Origin of the sequence: Undibacterium sp. SXout20W, from assembly GCF_049340285.1 — a bacterium.
Taxonomy (GTDB): domain Bacteria; phylum Pseudomonadota; class Gammaproteobacteria; order Burkholderiales; family Burkholderiaceae_D; genus Undibacterium.
On record NZ_JBMPPH010000003.1, the window covers coordinates 174,345 to 197,126 of the forward strand.

Consider the following 22,782-nt stretch of genomic DNA (forward strand, 5'->3'; position numbering starts at 1 on the left):
AATCCATGAATGAATTTCTGCAAGACTGTCGTGATGCCATCGGATCCACCTTTGTCTTGACCGATGATCTCGATGTGCAAAGCTATGAGACTGAATGGCGACAACGCTTTCGAGGTCGTTGCCTGGCTGTTTTACGCCCGGCATCTACTGCAGAAGTAGCCTCAATTGTAAAACTATGCAGGCAATACGCCGTCAGCATTGTCCCCCAGGGTGGCAATACCGGATTGGTACTCGGCAGCGTGCCCGACAATTCAGGCAAAGCCATTGTCTTATCCTTACGTCGGTTAAACACAATAAGAGCCGTTGACATCGCCAATAATACGATCACCGTTGAAGCCGGGTGCATACTAGCTCAGGTTCAACAAATTGCAGATCACAATGAACGACTGTTCCCACTTTCATTAGCATCAGAAGGTAGTTGCACGATCGGTGGGAATCTATCGAGTAATGCAGGTGGAACCGCCGTTCTCCGTTATGGAAATAGCCGCGAACTCTGCCTTGGGTTGGAAGTCGTTATGGCAAATGGCGAAATATGGGATGGGCTCAAAGGGCTACGAAAAGACAATACCGGCTACGATTTGCGTGACCTGTTTATCGGTGCAGAAGGCACTCTTGGCATTATCACCGCGGCAGTACTCAAACTTCATCCTAAACCAAAGGCCACACAAACGGCATTTCTGGCAATGACAAGTCCGGAAGCGGCACTGACATTACTTAATTTTAGCCGTGATGCGTTTGGACCCGCACTAACAACATTCGAATTGATTTCATCGATATGCCTGGACCTTGTCCATCAACATTTTCCCGCAATCCCTCTTCCGTTTCCAGAAAGGGTTTCATATTATGTCTTGCTTGAAATATCTGACCACGAATCCGAAGAACACGCCAGAGCAATGATGGAAACCGTTCTGGAGCGTGCCATGCAAGAGGCAATAATTGTTGATGCGGTCATAGCAGAATCGGTCGCGCAATCGACTCATCTGTGGCAGTTACGTGAAAATATTTCAATGGCACAAGCTTTAGAAGGAAAAAATATCAAGCACGATATTTCCCTCCCCAGCTCAGCCATACCCGAATTTATGTCTGTCACCCGTCGTGAACTAGATCAACAATTTAAAGACTGTCGTATCGTATGTTTTGGTCACATGGGTGATGGCAATCTTCATTACAATATTTCGCCGCCACCTGATGTCAGCGATGTTGATTTTTTAGTCCATCAAGACGAAATTAATTGCCTTATACATGACCAAGTGCATCAATTTAAAGGTTCAATATCAGCTGAACATGGCATTGGCATGCTCAAACGATCGGAACTTATTCGCTACAAATCATCCATCGAATTAGAAATGATGCGATCCATCAAAAAAGCGCTTGATCCGGCAAATTTAATGAATCCCGGAAAAATTTTATAAAAAGAAAGAGCCATTTATGGACGAAAAACGATTTAATCAATACATGTACAAGATCACTTCGACGTTTTGCTTGATCTCTATCCTTTCCTTCAGTTTCGATGCATATGCGGACGTCTATCAATGCGAAAAAGGCGGACATATTCAATTTACGCAAAGTGCCTGCACAGCCGAACAAAAGCAAATAGCACACACCACAGTGTCTCCCGCAACCTCGCCATCAAAAGAGGAACGACAAGCTGCGATCGCTCGCGATAAAAACGCTCATTCGGAGCTGAACCGATTACAAAAACAAAGGATCAAAGACGAGGAAAAGCAAGATAAAGCTACCGCCAAACAATTGACGCAATTGACGCAATTAAGGCAACGCAAAGCAGCGTGCGATAAAGCGCAATTACAGGTGAAGTGGGCGCATGAGAATGCTGCCAATGCTAGTATAAAAACAGAAAATAAAGCAAAACTAAATTTAAAACGTGCCAAAGAAAAAGCTGAACTCATATGTAAAGCGTATTAGTTCTCATCAGGTTTGTGGATCGACATTCCGCAAGTAATCACTAAGCCACAGAAGGCAATAGGCCCCAATCTTTGATATTGGCTATTATCCTCCTGCAAGTCAGTATCGATAGGCTACAGTTAAACAACATCAATGATATTGCTGATAGCCTGAGAGACATCGCATAATTTATCTACCTCGTCTCCCTTCGCGATGCGGAGGCGCCCCCCGTCCGCCCCGAAAATCACGACCACCGCGGAATTGACGCCCATTACCCCAGCCTCCGTCGCCTAGATATACGCCTACCGGAGGGCCATATGCCGGGCACGGTCGATAATTGCCTGGATAGTTAGAATAATTGCGAGAATCCGGGTAGCCACAACTATCAAAGCCTATCCCAAAGCCTATTGTGATTTGGGCATTGACTGTCGGAGCAGCGGCGACAATGAACAGCCCTAAAATAACTGAAATTAATTTAATTTTCATGATATTCATTCAATAAAAAACTTAACAAACATTATTTTCCTTTGGACATCATGTTGTGGTGCCCACGCTGCAAAAATACCTCGTCAGCCAATTTTTTCTGCGCATCGGACATTGCCGCATAGAGAGGGGCAAAAGCCAATGCCAATTTTTTCACGGAATCAGCATGGCCTTGTGCCACATTGGCGTAGGCATTGAGATCATCAATCGCACTTGCAGTGCCGATAGGCGACTCACGTTTATCCACTGCTTTATCAATCTCTGCCACGTTATCTCGCATGGTCTGTGCGACCGTGCTCCATAGAGTTTCTTCGGCTGCGGTGATTTTTAATTTATCGTGTAAATCCTTTATATGCTTCTCGTTATTTGCATCACGCTTCGAGTTGGGTCTCATGGGATCAGCATTGCTCTCTGCAACGCTCGCTTTTGCGGAAGCTGAAGCTGAAGCAGAAGCAGAAGTAGAAGCAGGTACAGGTACAGGGCTTTTCGCATATGCTGATGTAATCAACAATGTCGAGGCGAGTGCTATCGCTAGTTTTTTCATAAAGTACTCCTTTAAAGATCATTGGTGAAGTGACAGACAATATAAAATGCAGGCCATTTCAAATAAACATCAACATCGAAAAATGATCTATCGTTTCTTTGAATATCTTGAGAAGCAATTTGGAATTTTTGCGTTGTTTAGTCTGACTATCATTCAATCATCTCTGTTTGACCAAGTCTGTGCGATGTCTCACAAAGAGCATGAATGAAAAACAATAGAAGCGTTTTTATTTGTTCATTGACATTTGCAGGCGACAAAATTCAGTCAGTTGCTGTAATACCTGAGCAACCGCTATATTGCTGGCAATGACCGCGCCGTATGCATCTTCAGAGGGGCTAGCTACAACAGCCTCAAACTCCTTTGCCCCCAGTATTACCGACGTTTTATTCTCAGATAAGTAGGCATGCAAACCGAACCTGACTTGACTTGGATGAGACGTAAATTCTTGCTGAAGAGAAGTGATGTTCAAATCCAAACGGTAGTCCGCAATAATAGGCGTCGGCGTCTTCAAAACCAATTCAAAAAGGCCACTGTGTTCCAACGCGCGCGTCACGACAGGAAAGAGCATCAGCGCGGGCGATTGTTGCCACTGGCTCTGCTGATAAACATCGATTTGAAACGCTTTTTTTCTGTATAAGATATGCTTACTACCCAACTCTGCATCCGCACGAATATTACCTAACAGGATACTTTTATCAGAACCAGGTAGCCTGACATTCAATCTTGTCAGAGGAGCCTCAAGAGTATAAGTCGTCAGTTCTGGCGGCGAAACCGGTTGTAAAACGGTGCAGCCTAGCAAGCCGAAAAACGTCGTAAAAATAAGTTTGCTTAACAAAAAGTTTTTCATGGCTTATCTGCGGTTGGCGGCACCATTCCCGGGTCAGGCGCGGGCGTCTTACGGCCACGTAACAGACTAGCTGGATCACGCTCGGTCTGTTCGATGAGTCGATGTAATGACACAGAAAGGGCACTCAATTCCATCATCATATTTTGTAATTCAGGAAGGGTATCTGCACGAAATACATGCGCCCCACTGCCAATCTCATCACTCGCTTTTTGTGTACTATCGCTCGCAAGGGCAACCTTATTTGCCATGTTGGCAATGGCATCCGCACTAACGCTTATGCGCGCTAATACCGGACTGAGCTCTGCACTGACTTTTGCAGCATGCCCGGCAGTAATCGACGCGTTACTGATCCCGTTACTGAGATTGTTTTTTTGCGCTGCCAAGGTTGATGTCACGATAGAGATATCCTTTAATATCTGACTAAATCTGTGCCGATTCTCATCATTCAATAACGCATTGATGCTTGCTGCCGTATGATCAAAACTTGAAAGTGCCGTACTCAATACGTTTTCCAGACGTGCACTAAGAGAAGGTTTGCTTAAGATTTGTGGGAAAGTTTGACCTGGCAAACGCGCTAACAGAGGCGCATTAATCGAGCCCCCACTGAGCTCAACATACGCAATACCTGTCAGCCCCTGTGTTTCAATGACTGCCTGAGTATCAACCTTGATTTTAATGTCTGGATGGATTGCAAATATCAGTAACACTTGTTGCGGATTCACTCGATCTAAACTGATACTTCGCACTTTACCAACATTCACACCTTGGTATTTAACCGGGGCATCTATATTCAGACCAGCCACTGATTCATTGACGATAGACAAATACAAAATAGGTTTTTCACGCTGTTGTAATCCGACAGAAAGCCAGAGTACGGCAATAATCAACATGGCGCCAAGAACTAAGACAAATAGGCCAACAGCAATATAGTTTACTTTTTTTTCCATGGTGTTCACTGAACCGTACCAACTTTGGGCACTGAAGCGATTGGCTGTGGCTGTGGCTGTGGCTGTGACTGTGGCTGTGGCTGTGGCTGTGGCTGTGGCTGTGGCTGCAATTGTGCCGACCTTCCACGCGCACCATCAAAATACACGCGGATAGCGGGATGAGACATCTTAGATAATTCCTCCATAGAACCAACAGCAATGATTTTTCCTTCAGCAATGACGGCAACTTGATGCGTAACTTGCCACAGCAAATCCAAATCATGCGTGATCATTACAATAGTAGGTTGGTACAATTTGTGTAATTGAAGAATTAGATTGTCGATGCCGTCGCCATTTGCGGGATCAAGTCCGGCAGTGGGCTCGTCTAAAAACAGCAATTCAGGATCCAATGCCAATGCTCTTGCCATAGCGGCTCGTTTCAACATACCGCCACTGAGTTCGGATGGATAAAGTTGAGCAGTTTCTGGCGGCAAACCCGTTTGGCTTAACTTCCAATCTGAGAGTTCGATAATACTGTCATCGTCTAGCGAACTGTGCTCCCTTAGCGGCAAACCTATATTTTCACTCACCGTCAAAGTAGCAAATAGCCCTCCTTTTTGGAACATGACGCCGCATCGCTGACGTAAATCGATCGTACCCGACTCATCGATATGTGCCAGGTCGTATCCGAGCACCCTGACCGAGCCCGAGTCTGGAGAACGCAACAGAATCATTTCTCGCAACAAGGTCGATTTCCCCGATCCACTTCCACCAACGATGGCGAAAATATCTCCACGGCGGACTGTCAGATCAATACCGCTATGAACAATTTTTTCGCCAAAACGCGTGCACACCTGCTGCATCTCAATGACATTGTCATCAATCTCACCCGGTCGATCCTTGCTTACGTTCGCGCTCGACATCAAAGATCCAATAAATTAAAGACCACGGAAAACCCCGCATCAAGCACAATGACAATGAAAATGGATTGCACGACACTGCGTGTGGTCTGCTGTCCCACGCTGTCTGCGTTTGCTTTCGTTAAGAAGCCCTGATAACAACTTATGACCACAATTGTCATAGCAAAAAGAAACGATTTACCGATACCAATGATGAGCGTTGCGAGAGGTATTTCGCTTTGAAAGCGCGTGATAAATTGATTAGGGCTGACTCCTAGTTGGCTACTCGCCATCAACATTCCACCCAATACACCAAATAAGTCCGCAAATAGCGTCAAGAGGGGCAATGCCAATAACAATGCAAGCAATTTGGGAATCACCAATAAATCAATAGGCTCAATGCCTATCGTGTTTAAGGCGTCAATTTCTTCAGTCACTACCATCGTGCCTATTTGCGCGGCATAGGAAGAACCAGATCGCCCAGCAACAATGATCGCAGTCATTAACGGCGCAAATTCGCGGAGCATGGCGTAACCGACCAACTCGACGACAAAAATATTGGCGCCATAATGCTTGAGTTGCGCAGCACCTTGATACGCAATAACAATGCCGAGTAAAAACGAAGTCAACCCAACAATTGCTAACGCGTCAACGCCCGCAATTTGAAGATTGTGCATGATTGTAATGATCCGAATCTGTCCAGGGTGTCGAATCATCCGTCCCACCCTTGTGCTTATTTTTCCAATAAAACTCAGGACAGACAGAAAGCCGTGCCAAAAAATAACACATGCCTTACCAATTTGTTCTATATATCCAGAATGACTGGTCACTGGCGCTAACGGGCTTGTTATAGCAGGAAAGCTCTTTAGTATCACCGGATACGCAGCTGGCCAATTCAAAGTGGAGACTGAAGTACCGTTATGTTCCAAATGTCGAATGCGCTTCTGTAGAACCCAAACAGCAATACTGTCAATTTTCTCTACCGATTTCGCATCCAATTGCACATTTTTTCTGGATACACTCAGAAGTCGGTCAAGTTCTTTTAGAACATTTCCCAAGCGACAAACCGTCCAAACGCCAGACAGCTGCAATACGTCAGGTGCAATTTGCGTAACGTTTGCCACTTTAGTAAAAGAATTCATCGCCTGCCCAAGTGATTCGTCGTTACCTACGATTTAGCGAAAACGCCTGATCTTTGTCCCTAAACTCACAAATTGTCTGACGACGAAAAATCGGTCAAAGTTGATCTTATCCGATGTTCCAAAACAAACCTTGATCTGAAAAATTGAGGGTTCTGGCGTCGTTCATTAAATCAAAGTCCTTAGACTTCTCATTCCAATTAATGGCCTGCTTCCGATGAATTGTGAACCTTGTCGTCAGACGTTTCGTCATTAGCGTCGAAGCACAAGTCGTTATTCAGAAACTTTTTTCGCCTGTCGCCCATTAAGCGACGTAATTCTTTAATATCAACGCCACTTATTTCATTCATGCGAATAAGCAACGTAGCACCAACCGCGAGGTGGCGATGCCGTATCTTACTAATTACCGGCGGTGCCACTTCTAAAGCACGGGATAAAGCGGCATCATTTTTCAGATGAAGACTCTTTATCATCGTATTTAATAAGTGATTAGGGTCGTAATTGAGCTCTTTTGATTTAGCTTCAAGATGAATAGAATTCGTCATTTTTTTTCCATGTAATTGAATATTTATGTCAAACGTCGGTCAAACTCTGCAACCGAAATCTACTCATTAAATAAAATTGCATTTTTGAAATAAGCCGTTTTGATAATGCACTTGCAAATTTGGTGCTGGAATGTTTCCCGACCGCCAGCCCCGGTAGTTCGGATTAACTTAAAATGCTTGTCGATTTATTCAATTGATTTTTGCTTTATAGATAGAGATCAATATTCAAAAAAAATCCTCTTTACTGATCAACAAGTTATTTCTTATTTCCGAAGTAAAAATGATATGTTTTAAATGCTTGCGTAACAGTACGGTGACGAACATATTTCGGTATTAATCAGTATCAGAATAAAAGGGAAGGCTTGGTGAACATGCGCGAACGAAGCGCAGTTCTTCCTGAAGACTATCAATACGTCGCATCAGATTCAATGCGAGAATCAGACCATTGCAATCAAGCTCAAAGTCATCCCGTAATCTACGAGCACAGGTAGCAAAAAACACCGCATGCAACGCAAAATGCAGGGTCTCACCCGTACGATAATTCACACCATCATTGTTCTCGCTTTTAAGGGGCGTTAGTAAATCATGTTCAATAAGCGCATCAATCTCTATGTCGGATAAGCCAGAGACTTCCATCAAATAATAGGCATTACAGATTAATTTATCTTGTTCAACAGGACGTTCAGGAAGATTACCTGTATGCTTCATTTTCATCTTGCCTCCACGACATTAAAATCACGCATTGGTTTTTCGGTCACAGTGGCTAATTGGGCGTAGAGAGTGCGCTGAACCTCAGTCAAATTTTTAGGAACAACAATTTGTATTACCGCATACAAATCACCAGGGACAGATTCACCGGCTTTTCCTGCAGGGAGACCTTTTCTGGCCAATCGTAAACGCTGACCTGAGCAAGTGCCCGCTTTGATTTGCAGCGTCAGAACTGTCTTAAAAAAGGCAATTTCTACACCATCACCTAAAGCGGCCTCAGCTGGCGAAATTGGTAGGTCAAAGTATATATCTCGACCAGTAACGCGAAAAATAGGATCAGATAGGATATGGATTTTGATATATAAATCGCCGTTCTCCCCACCATTAACACCGAGTCCACCTTTGCCTGCAAGGCGGAGTCGCTGGCCTTCCATTGCGCCTTTCGGTATCTGAATCCTGAAGGTATGTGGTGCTCTATGTGGCAAGCCATGTTCATCATAGGCCGGTAGCTCAACGGTGACATCTGTCTCACCACCAAATAATACTTTTTCGAGACCAACACTGATGTTGACCGAATAATCATCACCATGTATTGCACCAGGTTTTCGATGACCGCCAGCGCCGTTCCTGGAACGATTGAATGCCTTGAAAATATCAGATAAATCGACATCATCAAAAGAATCTGCCTGGCTCGAAAATTCATTTTGCCATCGCGGTGGTGGGGTGAATTGATTCCCAGTTTCTGGTTGCCCTAAACCATCATATTCTGCCTTTTTATCTTTACTTTTCAGAATGGCGTAGGCTTCCGCAACTTCCTTAAATTTTTCTTCACCTGCCGGATCTTTAGAGATATCGGGATGGTACTGATGCGCTAATTGTCGATAGGCTTTTTTTATCTCTGACGCATTGGCTGAGCGTGGCACACCCAGAACCTGGTAATAGTCTTTATATTTCACGGGATTCCTGCTTCGTGGTAGTCATCCGCATTAGAAAATGGCTAGACTTTGTACTCTGCATTAACATAACCGTCTTTCTATGCAAACGAGAATCTTCGTCTAGCCTTAATCATTTTTTCTTACCTCATTAAAACTACGCGAGTAACCTAAATATCGAACCAACCGCCGTAACAGCGCTTTGCTGTGGCGCAGTTGGCTTCGATATAAATACAAAGCAGAAGTTTTTAATTATAAGCACAAATCACGGCTGCTTTACTTCTTTGAAGTCAGCCTCGACGACATCATCTGGATGAGCAGATCCCTGATGCGTAGAATTTTCTCCAGCATGGCCGTCATTCTCTGCTGCGCCAGTAGCTTGGGCGCCCTGCTGCATTGTCTCAGCCAGTTTTTGCAGTAAGCCTTCGATATATTGCTGTCTCGTAGAGAGGGTTGTTTTATCCCCTTCCTTCATCGCTGTCTTTAATGCGACTATGGCCTGGTCTAATTCCAAGCGATCCGCAGCTGTTAATTTTTCGCCAGCCTCAGTCATCGATTTATGCGCTGTATGTATAATGGCATCCGCATGATTATGTGCTTCAGCCAATTCACGGAGTTTCTTATCGCCTTCCGCATTTGCTGCGGCATCTTCGACCATGTGACGGATTTCTTGCTCCGTCAAACCGGAATTCGCTTTGATGGTTATTTTATTTTCTTTTCCAGTCGCCTTATCTTTGGCTCCGACATGTAAAATGCCATTGGCATCAATATCAAATGTCACTTCAATTTGTGGTGTACCACGTGCTGACGGGGGAATACCTTCCAGATTAAATTCACCGAGTGTTTTATTCCCCGCAGCGATCTCCCGTTCACCCTGAAACACTTTGATTGTCACCGCAGCCTGATTGTCGTCCGCAGTAGAAAATATTTGGCTAAACTTCGTTGGTATTGTCGTATTTTTCGGAATCATCTTGGTCATCACGCCCCCCATAGTCTCAATACCCAATGAAAGTGGAGTAACGTCTAAAAGCAACAAATCTTTCTGATCGCCCGATAAAACCGCCCCCTGAATCGCCGCACCTACAGCAACTGCCTCATCAGGATTCACGTCTTTCCGTGCTTCTTTACCGAAAAATTCTTTGACTTTTTCTTGTACCTTCGGCATACGCGTCATGCCGCCTACCAAAATAACGTCGTCAATATCCTTGACGGAAATTCCAGCGTCCTGAATTGCAATCCGGCAAGGTTCGATCGTGGCATTAATTAATTCTTCAACCAATGATTCCAATTTGGCGCGTGTAATTTTTTGCGTCAGATGTATCGGCGCACCGTTCGCCATGGCAATGTAGGGCTCATTGATTTCGGTTAATTGCGCCGAAGATAATTCAATCTTAGCGCGTTCGGCAGACGCCTTAATTCTTTGCAGGGCAATAGGATCCTTTTTAAGGTCAATGCCGTGTAATGATTTAAATTCGTCAATGATGTAATCAATGATCCGCTGGTCGAAATCTTCCCCACCTAAAAAGGTATCCCCATTGGTGGATAAAACCTCAAATTGCTTTTCATGGTCTACCACTGCAATCTCAATGATAGACACATCAAAAGTTCCGCCGCCCAAATCGTAGACCGCGATTTTTTTATCAACTTTCTCATTTTTGTCGAGACCAAACGCTAAAGCAGCGGCGGTTGGCTCGTTAATGATACGCTTCACATCTAAGCCTGCAATCCGTCCAGCATCTTTAGTTGCCTGACGTTGCGCATCGTTAAAATAGGCAGGAACGGTAATAACCGCTTCCGTCACTTCATGCCCAAGATAATCCTCTGCCGTCTTTTTCATTTTACGCAGCACTTCTGCGGAAATCTGTGGTGGCGCCAGGCGCTTATCACGCACTGCAACCCAGGCATCTCCATTTTCAGCTTTAACAATCTTAAAAGGCATCAACGAAATATCTTTTTGTACTTCTTTTTCATCGAATTTACGGCCAATAAGTCGCTTCACGGCAAACAATGTATTAACCGGATTAGTAACAGCCTGACGTTTTGCTGGAGCACCAACCAAAATTTCACCGTTCTCTTGATACGCAATGATTGAAGGAGTGGTTCTCGCACCTTCAGAATTTTCAATCACCTTTGCTTTACCACCTTCCATCACAGCGACGCATGAGTTAGTAGTACCAAGATCAATGCCGATTATTTTACTCATCACAATTCCTTTTCAATTAACGAAACCTGCTCTTTAAAACCAACTGAATTCTTTAGATCGATGCTGCTTTTGCAGCGGTAACAATAGCCGGTCGAAGCAGTCGATCTGCGAGCATGTAGCCTTTTTGCAAAACACTGACCACTGTATTTTCTGCTTGCTCATCGGTACTTATTAGTGCCACAGCCTGATGCTTAGCGGGATCAATTTTCTCCCCTCGTTCTGGCGTAATCTCTAGTAGTCCGTGGCGTTCGAACGCCGAATTCAGCTGTTTGAGTGTAATTTCCACGCCTTCACGTATTGCTTCAAAAGACGGCCAATCCAACATTAATGCCATCTCCAGACTGTCTTTCACAGGCACCATCGATTCGGCAAAACTTTCAATTGCAAATTTTTTGGCTTTCTCAATGTCTTCGTATGAGCGGCGGCGGCCATTTTCGGTTTCTGCCCGCGAACGCAAAAGCGCATCCGTTGTTTCATGCAATAATTTCTTCGTATTCTCAAGCTGCACCACCAAGCGACTATCATTGATCGCGATTGGTGCTGCAGAAGATTGGTCAGAAGTGCCTATATCGACCGCATTGTTTTGTTTTTCCTGTTCTTGCATCGTTCAGCTTTCAAGAAAAATGTAATCTGATTAATGGCTTGATAGTACCGATCCATAACGAAGCTATATTGCGCGCCATAAATTGCACTATCTGTACGCTAAGTAACCAATCTCTTCAAATTCATTGACAATCCTTCATCGATTTGTATTGAAAAAAGGACGAGGGACTTTGCCCTTTTACGCGTAGAAAAGTGGGTAAATACTGGAAAAAAATACTTGAACAGATAAAGACTTACGAAGTATTCAAATCGTTGTGGGTAAACGAACAGTTCGATGGCAGAAAAAGGCAAATAATTATCTCTTTCGATATCTCAATCAGAAACCTAAAGGGAACGACATGCACAACATACCAATCAAAACAACGAGTAGCGACAACATGAGTGTCATAGAAGCCATTTATCAGCGCCGGGCCGTGAGAAATTTCACAAACGATAAAACAAGTCGCGAACTTATTCTGCAATTGCTTGACGCAGCTGTTCAAGCGCCTACCGCAATGCACGAAGAACCTTGGGAATTTTTGATCATCCAAGATCCAAGCGTATTACAACGAATCTCAGAAGCCTCAAAGAAGGCTTTTAGTGAATTACCACCACCGCCAATCCCGTCAGCGAGCAAAATGCATCAACATTTCACTTCGCCTGATTTCTCAATTTTCTATAACGCCCCTAGCCTGATTTTAATTTGCGCAAAGCCGGTCGGAGAATTTGCAACCGCCGATTGCTGGTTAGCCGCAGAAAATCTGATGCTAGCAGCCTGCGGCCACGGGCTCGCAACATGTGTCATTGGCTTTGCTGTGCCAACTTTAAACACCATAGAATGGAAGAAGGAACTTGGCATTCCCGCGGAGTTTCAAGTTGTTGCACCCATTATTTTGGGTCTTGCCGCAGAAAAGGCAGCCCCTGTCGCCAGAAAAGAAGCGATAATTTTAGGTTGGTTATAAGTAGTTAGAATCTTACTGAGAATCTTACTTAAAAATTTATTTAGAAATCTGCTTATCAAGATAAGCAGATGACAGTCAATCATGCGAATAACCTGATTGACTAGTTCTTTGTTTTTTTGGAATTCAGGCTGTGTTCACCGCCCTTCCCTTTTTTTGTAAAAAGTGAGGTAGCGGCGAGACGATTATGGCAATGAATTTAACTCCTTAGTATTCAGGAATCTGACCCAAGCATTATCGCGCTAATCACTGCGAATTAGCTCTTCGCAATAAATTCCTTAATGTCACCCAGAGACTTTTGTGATTGTCCTGCGATTTGATTCATTTTCCCATTTTCTTTTTGCACTGTATTTCCGAAAATTTCGCCAAAGTTTTTTTGAAACGTCCCAATGATTTCACGTGCAGTTCCTTGCATCTGATCTTTATTCATCATATTCCTTTCGGTTAATTTTCGGTTCGGCCTGTGCAGATCCAGACAATGACTTCGCTTGGAAAAACTGCAGGAAAAATCAGCCTATCAGATACCGGTGATTATTCCGTACGCCAATGCACACAAGATAACGATCAATTTATTTAATGGGGTTTAAAAACTGATTGCATTACTTTTCCGCAAGCATATCTATAAAATTTCTTGCATTCATCGGGGAGCCAAAGAGATATCCCTGCGCTTCTTTACAATATAATTTTTTTAAAAAATTAACTTGATTTTGTTGCTCTACTCCCTCCGCAACAACTAGATAATTTAGACTGTTTCCCATCGCTATAATTGCACTTACAATTGCCCCGTTTTCGTCGACAGTCCCAATATCTCGAACAAATGATTGGTCGATTTTCAAAACGTCTATTGGGAATTTTTTTAAATAACTTAAGCTCGAATAGCCGGTACCAAAATCATCGACAGCGATTTGTATTCCCATTTTTTTTAGCTCCCGTAAGATATCGGTACTCAAATCAACATCGCGCATGAGTACACTTTCGGTAATTTCCAATTGCAAATATTTGCCATCTAAGCCGCAAGCAGCGAGTATTTTTGCGACCGTGTTTGCAAAATCCAGTCGACGAAACTCTAAGGCAGAAATATTGACCGCAATATTATTAAGATTGGCACCGGCATCTCTCCATATTTTCATTTGTCTGCACGCTTCATTGAGGACCCAGCGCCCAATTTCGATAATGAGCCCTGAGTCTTCAGCAATGCCTATGAAACGAGATGGTGTTATGTTGCCCCAAAGCGGATGATTCCATCTCAACAATGCTTCCACACCAGTTATCTTGCCTGTATGCAAGCTGATCTTTGGTTGATAATACAAGGCAAATTCTTGATTTCTGATTGCCAATCTCAATTGTGACTCAATAAGTTGCCGTTCAACGGCGCGCTCATTCATTTCCTTTTTAAAAAATTGATAGTTATTTTTGCCTTTTTCTTTTGCCTGATACATCGCTGTATCGGCGTTCTTTATCAATGTCTCAGCATTTTCACCGTCGTTTGGATAGATGCTAATCCCTATGCTGGCGGTCACATGCAATACATGTTCACCAACATGCTGTGCATTGGAAAGGACCCTCAGAATTTTTGAAGCAGTCAAAGAAGCATTTTCTCCGGAGGAGTCTTCATTGATCAAAATAATGAACTCATCACCGCCTTGACGGCTCACAGTATCGGAATTACGCACACAACTACACAATAATTCTGTGACCGATTGCAAAAGTAAATCGCCAATCGGATGACCCAGGGAATCGTTGATATGCTTGAAGTTATCCAGATCAAGAAATAAGATTGCGAGCTGGTTATGCCGACGATTAGCATAATTGATCGCCTGTGAAATTCTGTCGTTTAAAAGTATCCGATTGGGTAAATTGGTCAGAAAATCATGCTTGGCAAAATATGCCATTTTTGCCGACATAGCCTGAGTCGCTGTAATGTCGTGGAACACCATAACCGCACCCACGATGCAGCCGCTACCATCATGAACTGGCGCGGTTGAATCTTCAATATTCAGTTCAGAGCCATCCGGTCGAATGAGTAAAGAGCCAGAAGGCAACGCCCCGGGACGATCACTTTCCAACACCAACATGACGGGATTGCGGGCACTTTTACGCGTCAGGCCATTAACGATTGGCATCACATCCGCAATGGCGCGTCCACAGGCATGCGTCCGCGTCCATTGGGTTAATTGTTCTGCTGCGAGGTTCAAGTAATCAACATTGCCGGCAAGATCTGTGCCGATGACTGCATCACCGATGGAATCCAAAATAATTTCTGCACGTGCTTTTTCAATCAGTTGATTATTCCTTTGCGATTGAAGCAGTATGACATTTCTGATCGTTTGTATGACCAATAGGCTTGAAAAAGTCGCTCTTGCCAGATACCCGGCGACCCCCGTTACAAGCGTTGCCTGATGATGCTGACTGGGATAACAAAGCGGATCATCTATAAGAATGAGTATGGGAATATGCGGAGCAACTTTAATGAGACGGTCAAAACTATCCCCACCATGGCTATCAGGCAATGTCAAATCCAGCAAAATAATGTCAATGTGATGCGCTTTAATGGTGCTTAGCGCCTCAGACAATCGTATCGCTGTTTTAATTGTAAATTGATCAGATTGAGATTGGCTTATTGCCTTTATTAAGCGCCTCATATCATCAGCAACCTGGGAAATAATCAACACTGATTTATTCATGACATCGGGTCATATTTACCTCTCAAAAGACAGCCGCATAGATTTTCTATTTGGTTCGAAAGAGGTGACGTACACCATAAGCGCTTACCACCGCAAACACTCCGGCGATTGCCGCTGCCTGCCACGGTGAATCATGCACATACTGTTTAGTTGTTTTGATCGAATCATTCGCGCAATCAAGCATATTTTGCTCAACGCACAGCATTGCCTGCTTAAATTCATGCATCTTCTTTGTGATGCAACTTTGCATTTCTTTTATTTCTTCAATCGATTGACCTTCAACATTTTGCAATAGCTTCTCTATATCACCAACCAAAGAGCGTGCTCCAGCAATAAGGACTTCCAATTCATGAGGGGTAGTTGATTTCATTTGAGTTCCCAATAATAGATATAGCCACAATTTACGTTGGGAAAAGGTGGTGGTCAGTACGATATCGAACATTTTGTAATTTTTTTTGCGGGCTTTTTAAAAAGAGCCGAACTGAGCGATATGCATAAAACTTGGGAAAATTTTTTATACTTTTTCCCCATCACTATCGACTTGTGTGTCATAGCGCGCATAGAAATATCCAAGCTCATGATAGCCTTAGCTCGTCTACATTTCTTTTAATGAACGAAGCAAAATTATCGAGAAAATCAATTTGAATACATCAGTTTTTGATTAAATCAATCCCCTGTTCGCTTCTATCCTGCGCCTTTCAGGTGCAATTAATGACTATTTTTTAAAGCCATTTCCGTTTCAACTAAGGTAAAAAAATCCCATGCCGACTCCCATTAGCCAAATGCAGAATCGTCTCTTAGCTACTTTAGAAAAAGCTGAACTTGACCGGTTATTGCCAAATCTGGAGTTGGTTAATCTGGTGATTGGTGAGACCATTTACGAGTCTGGGCTAAGGCAGGAATTCGTCTATTTTCCGACCACTGCTGTCATCACCATGCTGTACTTAATGGAAGATGGAGAATTGGCCGAGATTGCCTCAATTGGGAATGAAGGCGTGGTTGGAATTTCACTGTTTATGGGCGGTCATACTGCGCCAAATTGCGCATTAGTGCAGCGAGCTGGATATGCCTTTCGTTTGCGGGGACGTTTTCTCAAGGCCGAATTTGATCGTGCCGGCGCATTGCTAAGATTACTACTACGTTATACGCAAGCGCTTATTACACAGATGTCGCAAATCGCCATTTGCAACCGCCATCACACTGTCGAGCAACAACTCTGTCGATGGTTATTGCAAAATATTGACCGTTCAAAATCAAATTCACTGTTAATGACGCAACAAATGATTGCAAATAGCCTGGGTCTGAGACGAGAACGAATCACTGAAGTGGCAAGTAAACTTCAACGTCATCATTTGATCCGATATAGTCGCGGTAGCATCACAATTCTTGACCGAGCAGGTCTGGAAAAAAGCGTTTGTGAATGCTATTGGGTTATCAGACAAGAGTTTGACCATATGCTCAACCTCAAACAAGATCACCTCGTCGATTAAATCATGATGCGCCTTGTGATACCGGCTAAAATTCAGCACGAGATTAAAGCCGGAAAATACGCCGAAAATAGGCCGCGGATAAGCTAGGTAATAAGCCAGGTAATAAACCAAGTAATAAGCCAGGTAATAAAATCAAATCAAAAGATGCACTCTCCATATGTGTGATAACGAACATACATTGTGCATAAAGCTGTTACTCTTCCTATCTCCCATTTTCTACGTTGGTTCATTTTAGAACTCTGTGCGTCTATAACTGACGTCGTAGCATTGGGAGAAATCAAACACTATCTGCTAATGTCGCGATAATTTCTATGAACAATGTGTTCTATGTTTTTACTCGAAAAATTTGCGATAGTACCGCAATTTACTATGATCGATCACAGTGCACAGCCCATTACAAAATCACTTGTTAGCAGCCATTCCCCCAGCATCTTTGGAACGCCTTGTCAGTCATCTTGAACTGGTGAAGATGCCACTAGGCCAAATGCTTTTCGAGGCTGACACATTGATTGAGCATGTTTTTTTTCCCACCACCTCCATTGTTTCATTACTGTATGTGCTTGAAAATGGCACGTCCGCAGAAATTGCGATTGTTGGCAACGAAGGCATCGTTGGCATTTCCTTGTTTATGGGTGGAGAAAGTACATCCAGCCAGGCAGTTGTTCAGAGTGCGGGTTATGGATACCGTTTGGATGCCGCGCATTTGAAAGAAGAATTTGGCCGCGCTGGACCATTTTTGCGGCTCTTATTGCGTTATACACAGGCGCTTATTGCGCAAATGACGCAGACGGCTGTATGCAATCGCCATCACAGCATCGAGCAACAATTCTGCCGCTGGCTGCTGCTGAGCCTCGATCGGCTACCAGTCGACTCAATAAAAATGACACAGGGGTTGATTGCCAATATGCTCGGCGTAAGAACAGATAAAGTCGGGTCTGCTACCGGTGAATTAGAGAAATTAAAAATGATCCATTATCGCAATGGTCGCATCGATATTCTTGATCGTAAAAAACTAGAGAGTCATGCATGCGAATGCTATGTCGTCGTCAAAAATGAGTATGAACGCTTACTCGAAGATATCGACAGTAATGTGAGCACGACAAATAATGGCCATACGGAACGTAGATTAAATGATCAAATTGTGCCTGAAGAGCAGCAATTTATTCCGCCCTCGATCAGATAGCAATTAGCTCCGCAATAGATTTCTGGCATCTATTGCGGACATCCTTAATTTATATATTCATTAACACTCTTCCCGCAGCCTTGCCTAATCGCGGAGGTAATAGCGGCGGTGTAAGGACTGGAAAAATTGAAGTGGATCTTGGCAAGCCAAGCGGCCTTACCAGATGCGGCTCACACGAATTACACATCAATCGATTGAGCTCTTTTTTTACCACACTGTAACATTCACATACACTATCTTCTAAACCCTGTTTGTTAGTGATCGTGATATGACCCCGACGAGTGTGAATATAGCCAAGTGTTTGCAGCCTGCCGGCGGCTTCTGTCACACCTTCGCGTCGGACACCCAGAACATTAGCGATGATTTCTTGCGTGACTTTGATTTCGCTACAAGCAACTCTATCGTTGGTTAATAGTAGCCAACGACATAATTGTTGCTCAATGGAATGATGACGATTGCAAACTGCAGTTTGCGTTGTCTGCGTAATCAATGATTGGGTATAACGCAATAATAATCGTAACGTCGCACCTGCCAGATTAAATTCTTTGAGCAAAATATCCGATCTTAATTTATAGGCGAGCCCTGCAATCTGACCAATGGCTCGACAAGGCATCGACTGGCCACCCAACAATAACATCGTGCCCAGCATACCCTCACTGCCAATACCAGCAATCTCTGAAGAACTCCCGTTCTCCATTAAATTCTGCAAAGAAATTGTGGATGAAATCGGGAAGTAGACATAAGAAAGCTTACCACCTGACTCATATAAAACATCACCCGTCCTGATCGTAATTAACTCCAAATGGGGGGCGATGCGCTGAAGGTCACTTTCAGGCATGGCCGCTAAAAGACAGTTTTGATTCAAGCCATTAAAACAGTTAGTCATGTTGAGCATCCTGCTTTCATTCATAAGGTTGATGAAGACAAAGCGGTGAGCGAGCATTAGAGGAGCATGTCTGAAACAATGCAAATCAATGTTAAACGTTCGATAAGATGCGCTCTGTGCGGAAGCAAACATATTGATGAAACGACCATTTAAACAACAATACTGTACGAACCCAGTTCGTTTATCGCTAATGTCTCTGGCAAGGAGATAACTCTGGATTTTTGAAGCTTATGCGTCCGTACTATATAAATCGGACGAGAAATGCCGCTGTATGCAGAATCTTCTACTGGGCTGTTCAAACTATACGTGCGATTCCACACAGACAGAAAACCGGCGTGTGCGCAAACTGCGCTCTGAGGTTCAAAAAAAGGAGCTTCGGATAGTTACTTAGTAGAACCAATTTGCCTTAAATGAGTTTTAAGATGGATCATTTCCAGTCAATAGCTCAAATTTCAAACTCGCTGTCGCACGAATTTGAACTTTCTTAAATTCATCCACTACTTTTAGAAATTGGAGAACATCATGCTCTACACCATCGCTGTCGTACTTATTATTTTGTGGCTCATCGGTGTGGTCAGTGCCTATACCATTGGTGGCTTTATTCATATTCTCTTAGTAGTTGCAATCATTATGATATTGCTGCGATTAATCAGTGGAAGAAGTTTATAAGTTTGAATTTCAGGTAGTCTGGAGCTATGAGCCATTTCAAACAATCTGTTATAAAGTCGCGATTTTTGCGGTGACTATCGTCAGATTTTCAATAAAAAATAGACGCCATATAGCTGCAGACACGCAATCATCACGATTTATTCCAGCACTGCGACTCACTAACACAGGAAAGCTATTTGGTTTGGTGATCATTTCAAAAATATCTACTTAAGATATCAATAGTTATGCCACTATGTGCTTTAGCGCACATATTATTATTAACAAGTAAAGCATTCTTACAAATAATGTTAACTTAAAGTTACTTGCAGTTACCTTTAAGTTACTTTAGAGCATGCTTAACGATCGATATCAGCTTCCCTACAGTCATTTCCCAGTTGGAGAATGACGGTTTCAAACGCGCTTAGGACAACCGGTCTTTAGGCAACCATCACGCATGCTTCTTGCTAAAGTAAGACTATGAAACTGTTCGGTGCACCACACGACAACCATTTATTGGCCTGTATGCCAAATGATGTTATTGAAAAAATACAATCCAAGCTGGAAATTATGGACCTGCCCCTGGGCAAAGTTTTATACGAATCGGGTGGCGTTCAAAATTACGTCTACTTCCCGACTACTGCGATCGTTTCTTTACTTTATGTCTTGGAGGATGGTGGTTCGGCAGAAATCGCTGTCGTCGGCAATGAAGGCATTGTCGGGGTTTCTTTATTCATGGGAGGCGAATCAACCCCGAGCCGGGCGGTGGTACAAAGTGCTGGGACTGGCTTCAGACTACCCGCGTCCTGTATCAAAGAAGAATTCAATAAAGCGGGGCCGGTTTTACATTTATTGCTTCGTTACACCCAAGCCTTGATTACGCAAATGTCACAAACAGCGGTATGTAATCGCCATCACACACTCGATAAACAATTATGTCGCTGGTTATTACTAAGTCTTGATCGCCTTGATGGCATTGATCTGGTGATGACACAAGAGTTAATCGCTAATATGCTAGGAGTACGAAGAGAAGGCGTCACCGAGGCTGCCCTCAAACTGCAAAATGCGGGTCTCATCAGTTATTCGCGCGGCCACATCAAAGTCCTCGATCGCCCGGGACTTGAAAAGCGCACCTGCGAATGTTATATGGTGGTAAAAAAAGAATACAATCGCTTATTACCTGAAAAAATTGCGACGTAATCCCCACATTTTGCCCGAAATTTTAAGCCCAAAAATATTAGCTGACTTGAGGTTTTAGTCTTGGAAAAACGTTGCGCTCGACGTTTCTAAAACGAAAAGGATATCTAAATTTTTTTCAGCCTCAAAATACAAAAATACAAAAATACAAAAATACAAAAATACAAAAATACAAAAATACAAAAATACAAAAATACAAAAGCAGAATTAGGAATCTCTTCGATTTTCCGCCAGCGGGATCGTTACAGCGATAGGATCGCTGGCTGGAAAAGTTTCCCATAAAGCTTCGTCAAGTGCAGCCTCTTCCGCCCTACTTTCTTTCACCTCCGGCGATGGTACCTCGACGATATCCTTAGGAGTAATTTTCGGTGTGTGCTGATTACTTTGTTCGCGATACGTCGCCATTTTTGACTCCATTTTCAAGACAGAATTTCAAGATTGGGGAAGAATTTTTCGTATTTCGTTGGGATTGCGAATTCTTAATGCAGGTAACTACGAGCGTTCAGCAAACGCCTTGCCGTCGTTACTCTGCCACTATCATGGTCTAGACAATAAATTATCGACCGATAATCTTACCGTTCATATCCGACATCACAATTTCCACTCTACGATTTAATTGACGATTCTCAGGGGTCGTATTTTCCACTACTGGGAACTCCTCACCATAACCATGGATAAAAATGCGGTTTCGCGCAACGCCCATTAATTGCAAAGCGCTACTTACTGCATTGGAACGATGCTCCGATAATGTCAAATTATAGGCGACGGTGCCGGTATTATCGGTATGCCCTTCCACTAATATTGTCTGTTGCTGATGCGTTTGTAATACATTCGCCAATTTTTGTAATTCACGAATACCTTCTGGCTTTAATCGTGAATCATTCGAACCAAATAACAGATCGCCGATGGTGATGACAATTCCACGATCCGTGTTTTTGGCCTTTAATTCAGCAAGTTCAAACGATAGCGTCAGCACTCTTTGTTGCGCATTGATCGTGTTAACATTTGCTGCATCCGCAGATAACTCTGCTTGTTCGGCTCTGTCTTTTTGTTGATTCGCTTCCACAGTACGCTGACTTAGCCTAATTTCGTCGCGTTGTTTTCGAGCGTCGACGATACTATTTTCTGCATTTTTTTGTTTTGCTGCTTCTTCTGCGGTCGCAATTTTGGTCTGTGCCATTTTGGAAAGCCGATCAATAACCTCGTCTGCCTCATTGTTACTTGCCGCTTGGTTTGCCAACGACATGGCCTCTGTGGCCTGTTGCATTTCCAGTGGGGCTAACAGGGCAATCTTCGGATTATTCTGAACCAATAAATAATGTTGTCTGGTGCTATCTAGCAACGATGTTGCTTTAGGAGCAGTGCTACAGGCAGTCAGCATTGCTAACATCAATAAAGCGCCTGGTGTCATCGAAATTTTTTTCATCTTCATTCTCCGGTCAACTATCTATAAAACAAAACAGGCATCGTTATTTAGCGCTTGCTGTTGTTTGCGCGATCAAGTTCTTCACGCAACACACGGATATCTTCTTGCAACGCAGTGGCAGCTTGTTGCGCCTTGGTTGAGCTCACTTTTGTCTGTACCAATTGTGCATCTGCCTGCGCCTGTGCGGCATAGTCGCTGGCAGCTTGATAATCATGCGCAGCCAATGCGACATTGGCCTGAGCCAGTTTTTCTCGAGCCGAACGCATCTCAACAGGCGCGAGTTCGCCACCCCCAACGGCCGCAGCATTTTTCACTTCTGCAGTAGTCACCGCCATACTCGCTATCACAGGAGGTGGGACACTGTTGCACCCAAACAGAAAAAGAAACGTGGAAAAGAGTCCAACGATGGCAATGACATCAACAAAGTCTGGACGAACAGGTCGTGAAAAAGACATTTTTTTCTCCTAATAAATTGTAAAAGACGTACATCAATAAGCGGAGTACATCCGTCAAAGAAGGGCATCAAAAGTGATGACGAGGTCGTTCAGTAACATCGTCGTAGATGCCTATTGAATCACTTCAGGAAATATCACCCACAGAAA

At 43.5% G+C, this 22,782-nt stretch carries 26 protein-coding genes; 7 read left to right on the forward strand and 19 right to left on the reverse strand.

What is annotated here, in order from left to right; all coding sequences use genetic code 11:
• Positions 1–5 precede the first annotated feature (5 nt).
• Both ACO0K1_RS03330 and ACO0K1_RS03335 read left to right on the forward strand, forming a co-directional pair.
• Entirely contained in the window at positions 6–1,412 is a 1,407-nt protein-coding gene (locus tag ACO0K1_RS03330) for an FAD-binding oxidoreductase (RefSeq protein WP_423022674.1), read from the forward strand.
• A 16-nt stretch (positions 1,413–1,428) separates the two neighbouring features.
• Complete coding sequence (locus tag ACO0K1_RS03335; RefSeq protein WP_423022676.1) at positions 1,429–1,923, forward strand: hypothetical protein; 495 nt, start codon at positions 1,429–1,431, stop codon at positions 1,921–1,923.
• Between the two features lie 168 nt (positions 1,924–2,091).
• Here ACO0K1_RS03335 and ACO0K1_RS03340 read toward each other — a convergent pair whose 3' ends face one another.
• The 11 genes from ACO0K1_RS03340 to grpE all read right to left on the reverse strand — a co-directional run bounded on the left by ACO0K1_RS03340 (position 2,092) and on the right by grpE (position 11,732).
• Positions 2,092–2,388, reverse strand: coding sequence for a hypothetical protein (locus ACO0K1_RS03340; protein WP_423022678.1), 297 nt, complete (start codon positions 2,386–2,388; stop codon positions 2,092–2,094).
• Positions 2,389–2,419: 31 nt separating this feature from the next.
• Positions 2,420–2,929: a Spy/CpxP family protein refolding chaperone gene (locus ACO0K1_RS03345; protein WP_423022680.1), complete on the reverse strand. Its 510-nt coding sequence runs from the start codon at positions 2,927–2,929 to the stop codon at positions 2,420–2,422.
• Positions 2,930–3,155: 226 nt separating this feature from the next.
• Positions 3,156–3,776: an ABC-type transport auxiliary lipoprotein family protein gene (locus ACO0K1_RS03350; RefSeq protein WP_423022682.1), complete on the reverse strand. Its 621-nt coding sequence runs from the start codon at positions 3,774–3,776 to the stop codon at positions 3,156–3,158.
• Positions 3,773–4,723 (reverse strand): MlaD family protein, encoded by a 951-nt coding sequence (locus ACO0K1_RS03355; RefSeq protein ID WP_423022684.1) that lies wholly within the window; start codon positions 4,721–4,723, stop codon positions 3,773–3,775. The genes ACO0K1_RS03350 and ACO0K1_RS03355 overlap by 4 nt, the downstream gene beginning before the upstream one ends.
• A 5-nt stretch (positions 4,724–4,728) precedes the next feature.
• Positions 4,729–5,625, reverse strand: coding sequence for an ABC transporter ATP-binding protein (locus tag ACO0K1_RS03360; RefSeq protein WP_423022686.1), 897 nt, complete (start codon positions 5,623–5,625; stop codon positions 4,729–4,731).
• Positions 5,625–6,743 carry an MlaE family ABC transporter permease gene (locus tag ACO0K1_RS03365; protein ID WP_423022688.1) on the reverse strand — a complete coding sequence of 373 codons (1,119 nt, stop codon included), beginning with the start codon at positions 6,741–6,743 and terminating at the stop codon, positions 5,625–5,627. Before ACO0K1_RS03365 ends, ACO0K1_RS03360 begins: the two co-directional genes overlap by 1 nt.
• Positions 6,744–6,940: 197 nt before the next feature.
• Entirely contained in the window at positions 6,941–7,285 is a 345-nt protein-coding gene (locus ACO0K1_RS03370; protein ID WP_423022690.1) for a hypothetical protein, read from the reverse strand.
• Positions 7,286–7,618: 333 nt separating this feature from the next.
• Positions 7,619–7,999 carry a chaperone modulator CbpM gene (locus ACO0K1_RS03375; protein ID WP_423022692.1) on the reverse strand — a complete coding sequence of 127 codons (381 nt, stop codon included), beginning with the start codon at positions 7,997–7,999 and terminating at the stop codon, positions 7,619–7,621.
• Positions 7,996–8,949 (reverse strand): DnaJ C-terminal domain-containing protein, encoded by a 954-nt coding sequence (locus ACO0K1_RS03380; protein ID WP_423022694.1) that lies wholly within the window; start codon positions 8,947–8,949, stop codon positions 7,996–7,998. The genes ACO0K1_RS03375 and ACO0K1_RS03380 overlap by 4 nt, the downstream gene beginning before the upstream one ends.
• A 241-nt stretch (positions 8,950–9,190) precedes the next feature.
• Positions 9,191–11,128, reverse strand: a complete 1,938-nt coding sequence (gene dnaK / locus ACO0K1_RS03385; RefSeq protein WP_423022697.1) for a molecular chaperone DnaK — start codon at positions 11,126–11,128, stop codon at positions 9,191–9,193.
• Positions 11,129–11,180: 52 nt separating this feature from the next.
• A complete protein-coding gene (gene grpE / locus ACO0K1_RS03390; protein ID WP_423022699.1) occupies positions 11,181–11,732 on the reverse strand; it encodes a nucleotide exchange factor GrpE in 552 nt (183 codons plus the stop codon).
• A gap of 337 nt (positions 11,733–12,069) precedes the next feature.
• Here grpE and ACO0K1_RS03395 point away from each other — a divergent pair, with 337 nt between their 5' ends.
• Positions 12,070–12,672 (forward strand): nitroreductase family protein, encoded by a 603-nt coding sequence (locus ACO0K1_RS03395; RefSeq protein WP_423022701.1) that lies wholly within the window; start codon positions 12,070–12,072, stop codon positions 12,670–12,672.
• Between the two features lie 253 nt (positions 12,673–12,925).
• Here ACO0K1_RS03395 and ACO0K1_RS03400 read toward each other — a convergent pair whose 3' ends face one another.
• The 3 genes from ACO0K1_RS03400 to ACO0K1_RS03410 all read right to left on the reverse strand — a co-directional run bounded on the left by ACO0K1_RS03400 (position 12,926) and on the right by ACO0K1_RS03410 (position 15,795).
• Positions 12,926–13,102, reverse strand: coding sequence for a CsbD family protein (locus ACO0K1_RS03400; RefSeq protein ID WP_423022703.1), 177 nt, complete (start codon positions 13,100–13,102; stop codon positions 12,926–12,928).
• Positions 13,103–13,268: 166 nt separating this feature from the next.
• Entirely contained in the window at positions 13,269–15,353 is a 2,085-nt protein-coding gene (locus tag ACO0K1_RS03405) for a putative bifunctional diguanylate cyclase/phosphodiesterase (RefSeq protein ID WP_423022705.1), read from the reverse strand.
• Positions 15,354–15,399: 46 nt separating this feature from the next.
• A complete protein-coding gene (locus tag ACO0K1_RS03410; protein ID WP_423022707.1) occupies positions 15,400–15,795 on the reverse strand; it encodes a DUF883 family protein in 396 nt (131 codons plus the stop codon).
• A 319-nt stretch (positions 15,796–16,114) separates the two neighbouring features.
• On the opposite strand from ACO0K1_RS03410, the gene ACO0K1_RS03415 reads away from it, so the two are divergent.
• Entirely contained in the window at positions 16,115–16,843 is a 729-nt protein-coding gene (locus ACO0K1_RS03415; RefSeq protein ID WP_423022709.1) for a Crp/Fnr family transcriptional regulator, read from the forward strand.
• Between the two features lie 382 nt (positions 16,844–17,225).
• On the forward strand, positions 17,226–18,026 hold the full coding sequence (locus ACO0K1_RS03420; protein WP_423022711.1) for a Crp/Fnr family transcriptional regulator: 801 nt from the start codon (positions 17,226–17,228) through the stop codon (positions 18,024–18,026).
• A 49-nt stretch (positions 18,027–18,075) separates the two neighbouring features.
• Here ACO0K1_RS03420 and ACO0K1_RS03425 read toward each other — a convergent pair whose 3' ends face one another.
• The gene (locus tag ACO0K1_RS03425) at positions 18,076–18,912 is read right to left on the reverse strand and encodes a Crp/Fnr family transcriptional regulator (protein WP_423022713.1); all 837 of its coding nucleotides are present in this window, start codon (positions 18,910–18,912) and stop codon (positions 18,076–18,078) included.
• Positions 18,913–19,329: 417 nt separating this feature from the next.
• Positions 19,330–19,518, reverse strand: coding sequence for a hypothetical protein (locus ACO0K1_RS03430; RefSeq protein WP_423022737.1), 189 nt, complete (start codon positions 19,516–19,518; stop codon positions 19,330–19,332).
• On the opposite strand from ACO0K1_RS03430, the gene ACO0K1_RS03435 reads away from it, so the two are divergent.
• Entirely contained in the window at positions 19,468–19,581 is a 114-nt protein-coding gene (locus tag ACO0K1_RS03435; RefSeq protein ID WP_423022735.1) for a lmo0937 family membrane protein, read from the forward strand. The two genes, ACO0K1_RS03430 and ACO0K1_RS03435, sit on opposite strands and share 51 nt — an antisense overlap.
• Positions 19,582–20,037: 456 nt before the next feature.
• Positions 20,038–20,757: a Crp/Fnr family transcriptional regulator gene (locus tag ACO0K1_RS03440; protein ID WP_423022715.1), complete on the forward strand. Its 720-nt coding sequence runs from the start codon at positions 20,038–20,040 to the stop codon at positions 20,755–20,757.
• A 204-nt stretch (positions 20,758–20,961) separates the two neighbouring features.
• Here the strand turns inward: ACO0K1_RS03440 and ACO0K1_RS03445 are convergent, their stop codons facing one another.
• The 3 genes from ACO0K1_RS03445 to ACO0K1_RS03455 all read right to left on the reverse strand — a co-directional run bounded on the left by ACO0K1_RS03445 (position 20,962) and on the right by ACO0K1_RS03455 (position 22,635).
• On the reverse strand, positions 20,962–21,159 hold the full coding sequence (locus ACO0K1_RS03445; RefSeq protein WP_423022717.1) for a hypothetical protein: 198 nt from the start codon (positions 21,157–21,159) through the stop codon (positions 20,962–20,964).
• 151 nt (positions 21,160–21,310) lie between these two features.
• Positions 21,311–22,180, reverse strand: a complete 870-nt coding sequence (locus ACO0K1_RS03450) for an OmpA family protein (protein WP_423022719.1) — start codon at positions 22,178–22,180, stop codon at positions 21,311–21,313.
• A 47-nt stretch (positions 22,181–22,227) separates the two neighbouring features.
• Complete coding sequence (locus tag ACO0K1_RS03455) at positions 22,228–22,635, reverse strand: DUF4398 domain-containing protein (protein ID WP_423022721.1); 408 nt, start codon at positions 22,633–22,635, stop codon at positions 22,228–22,230.
• Positions 22,636–22,782 lie beyond the last annotated feature (147 nt).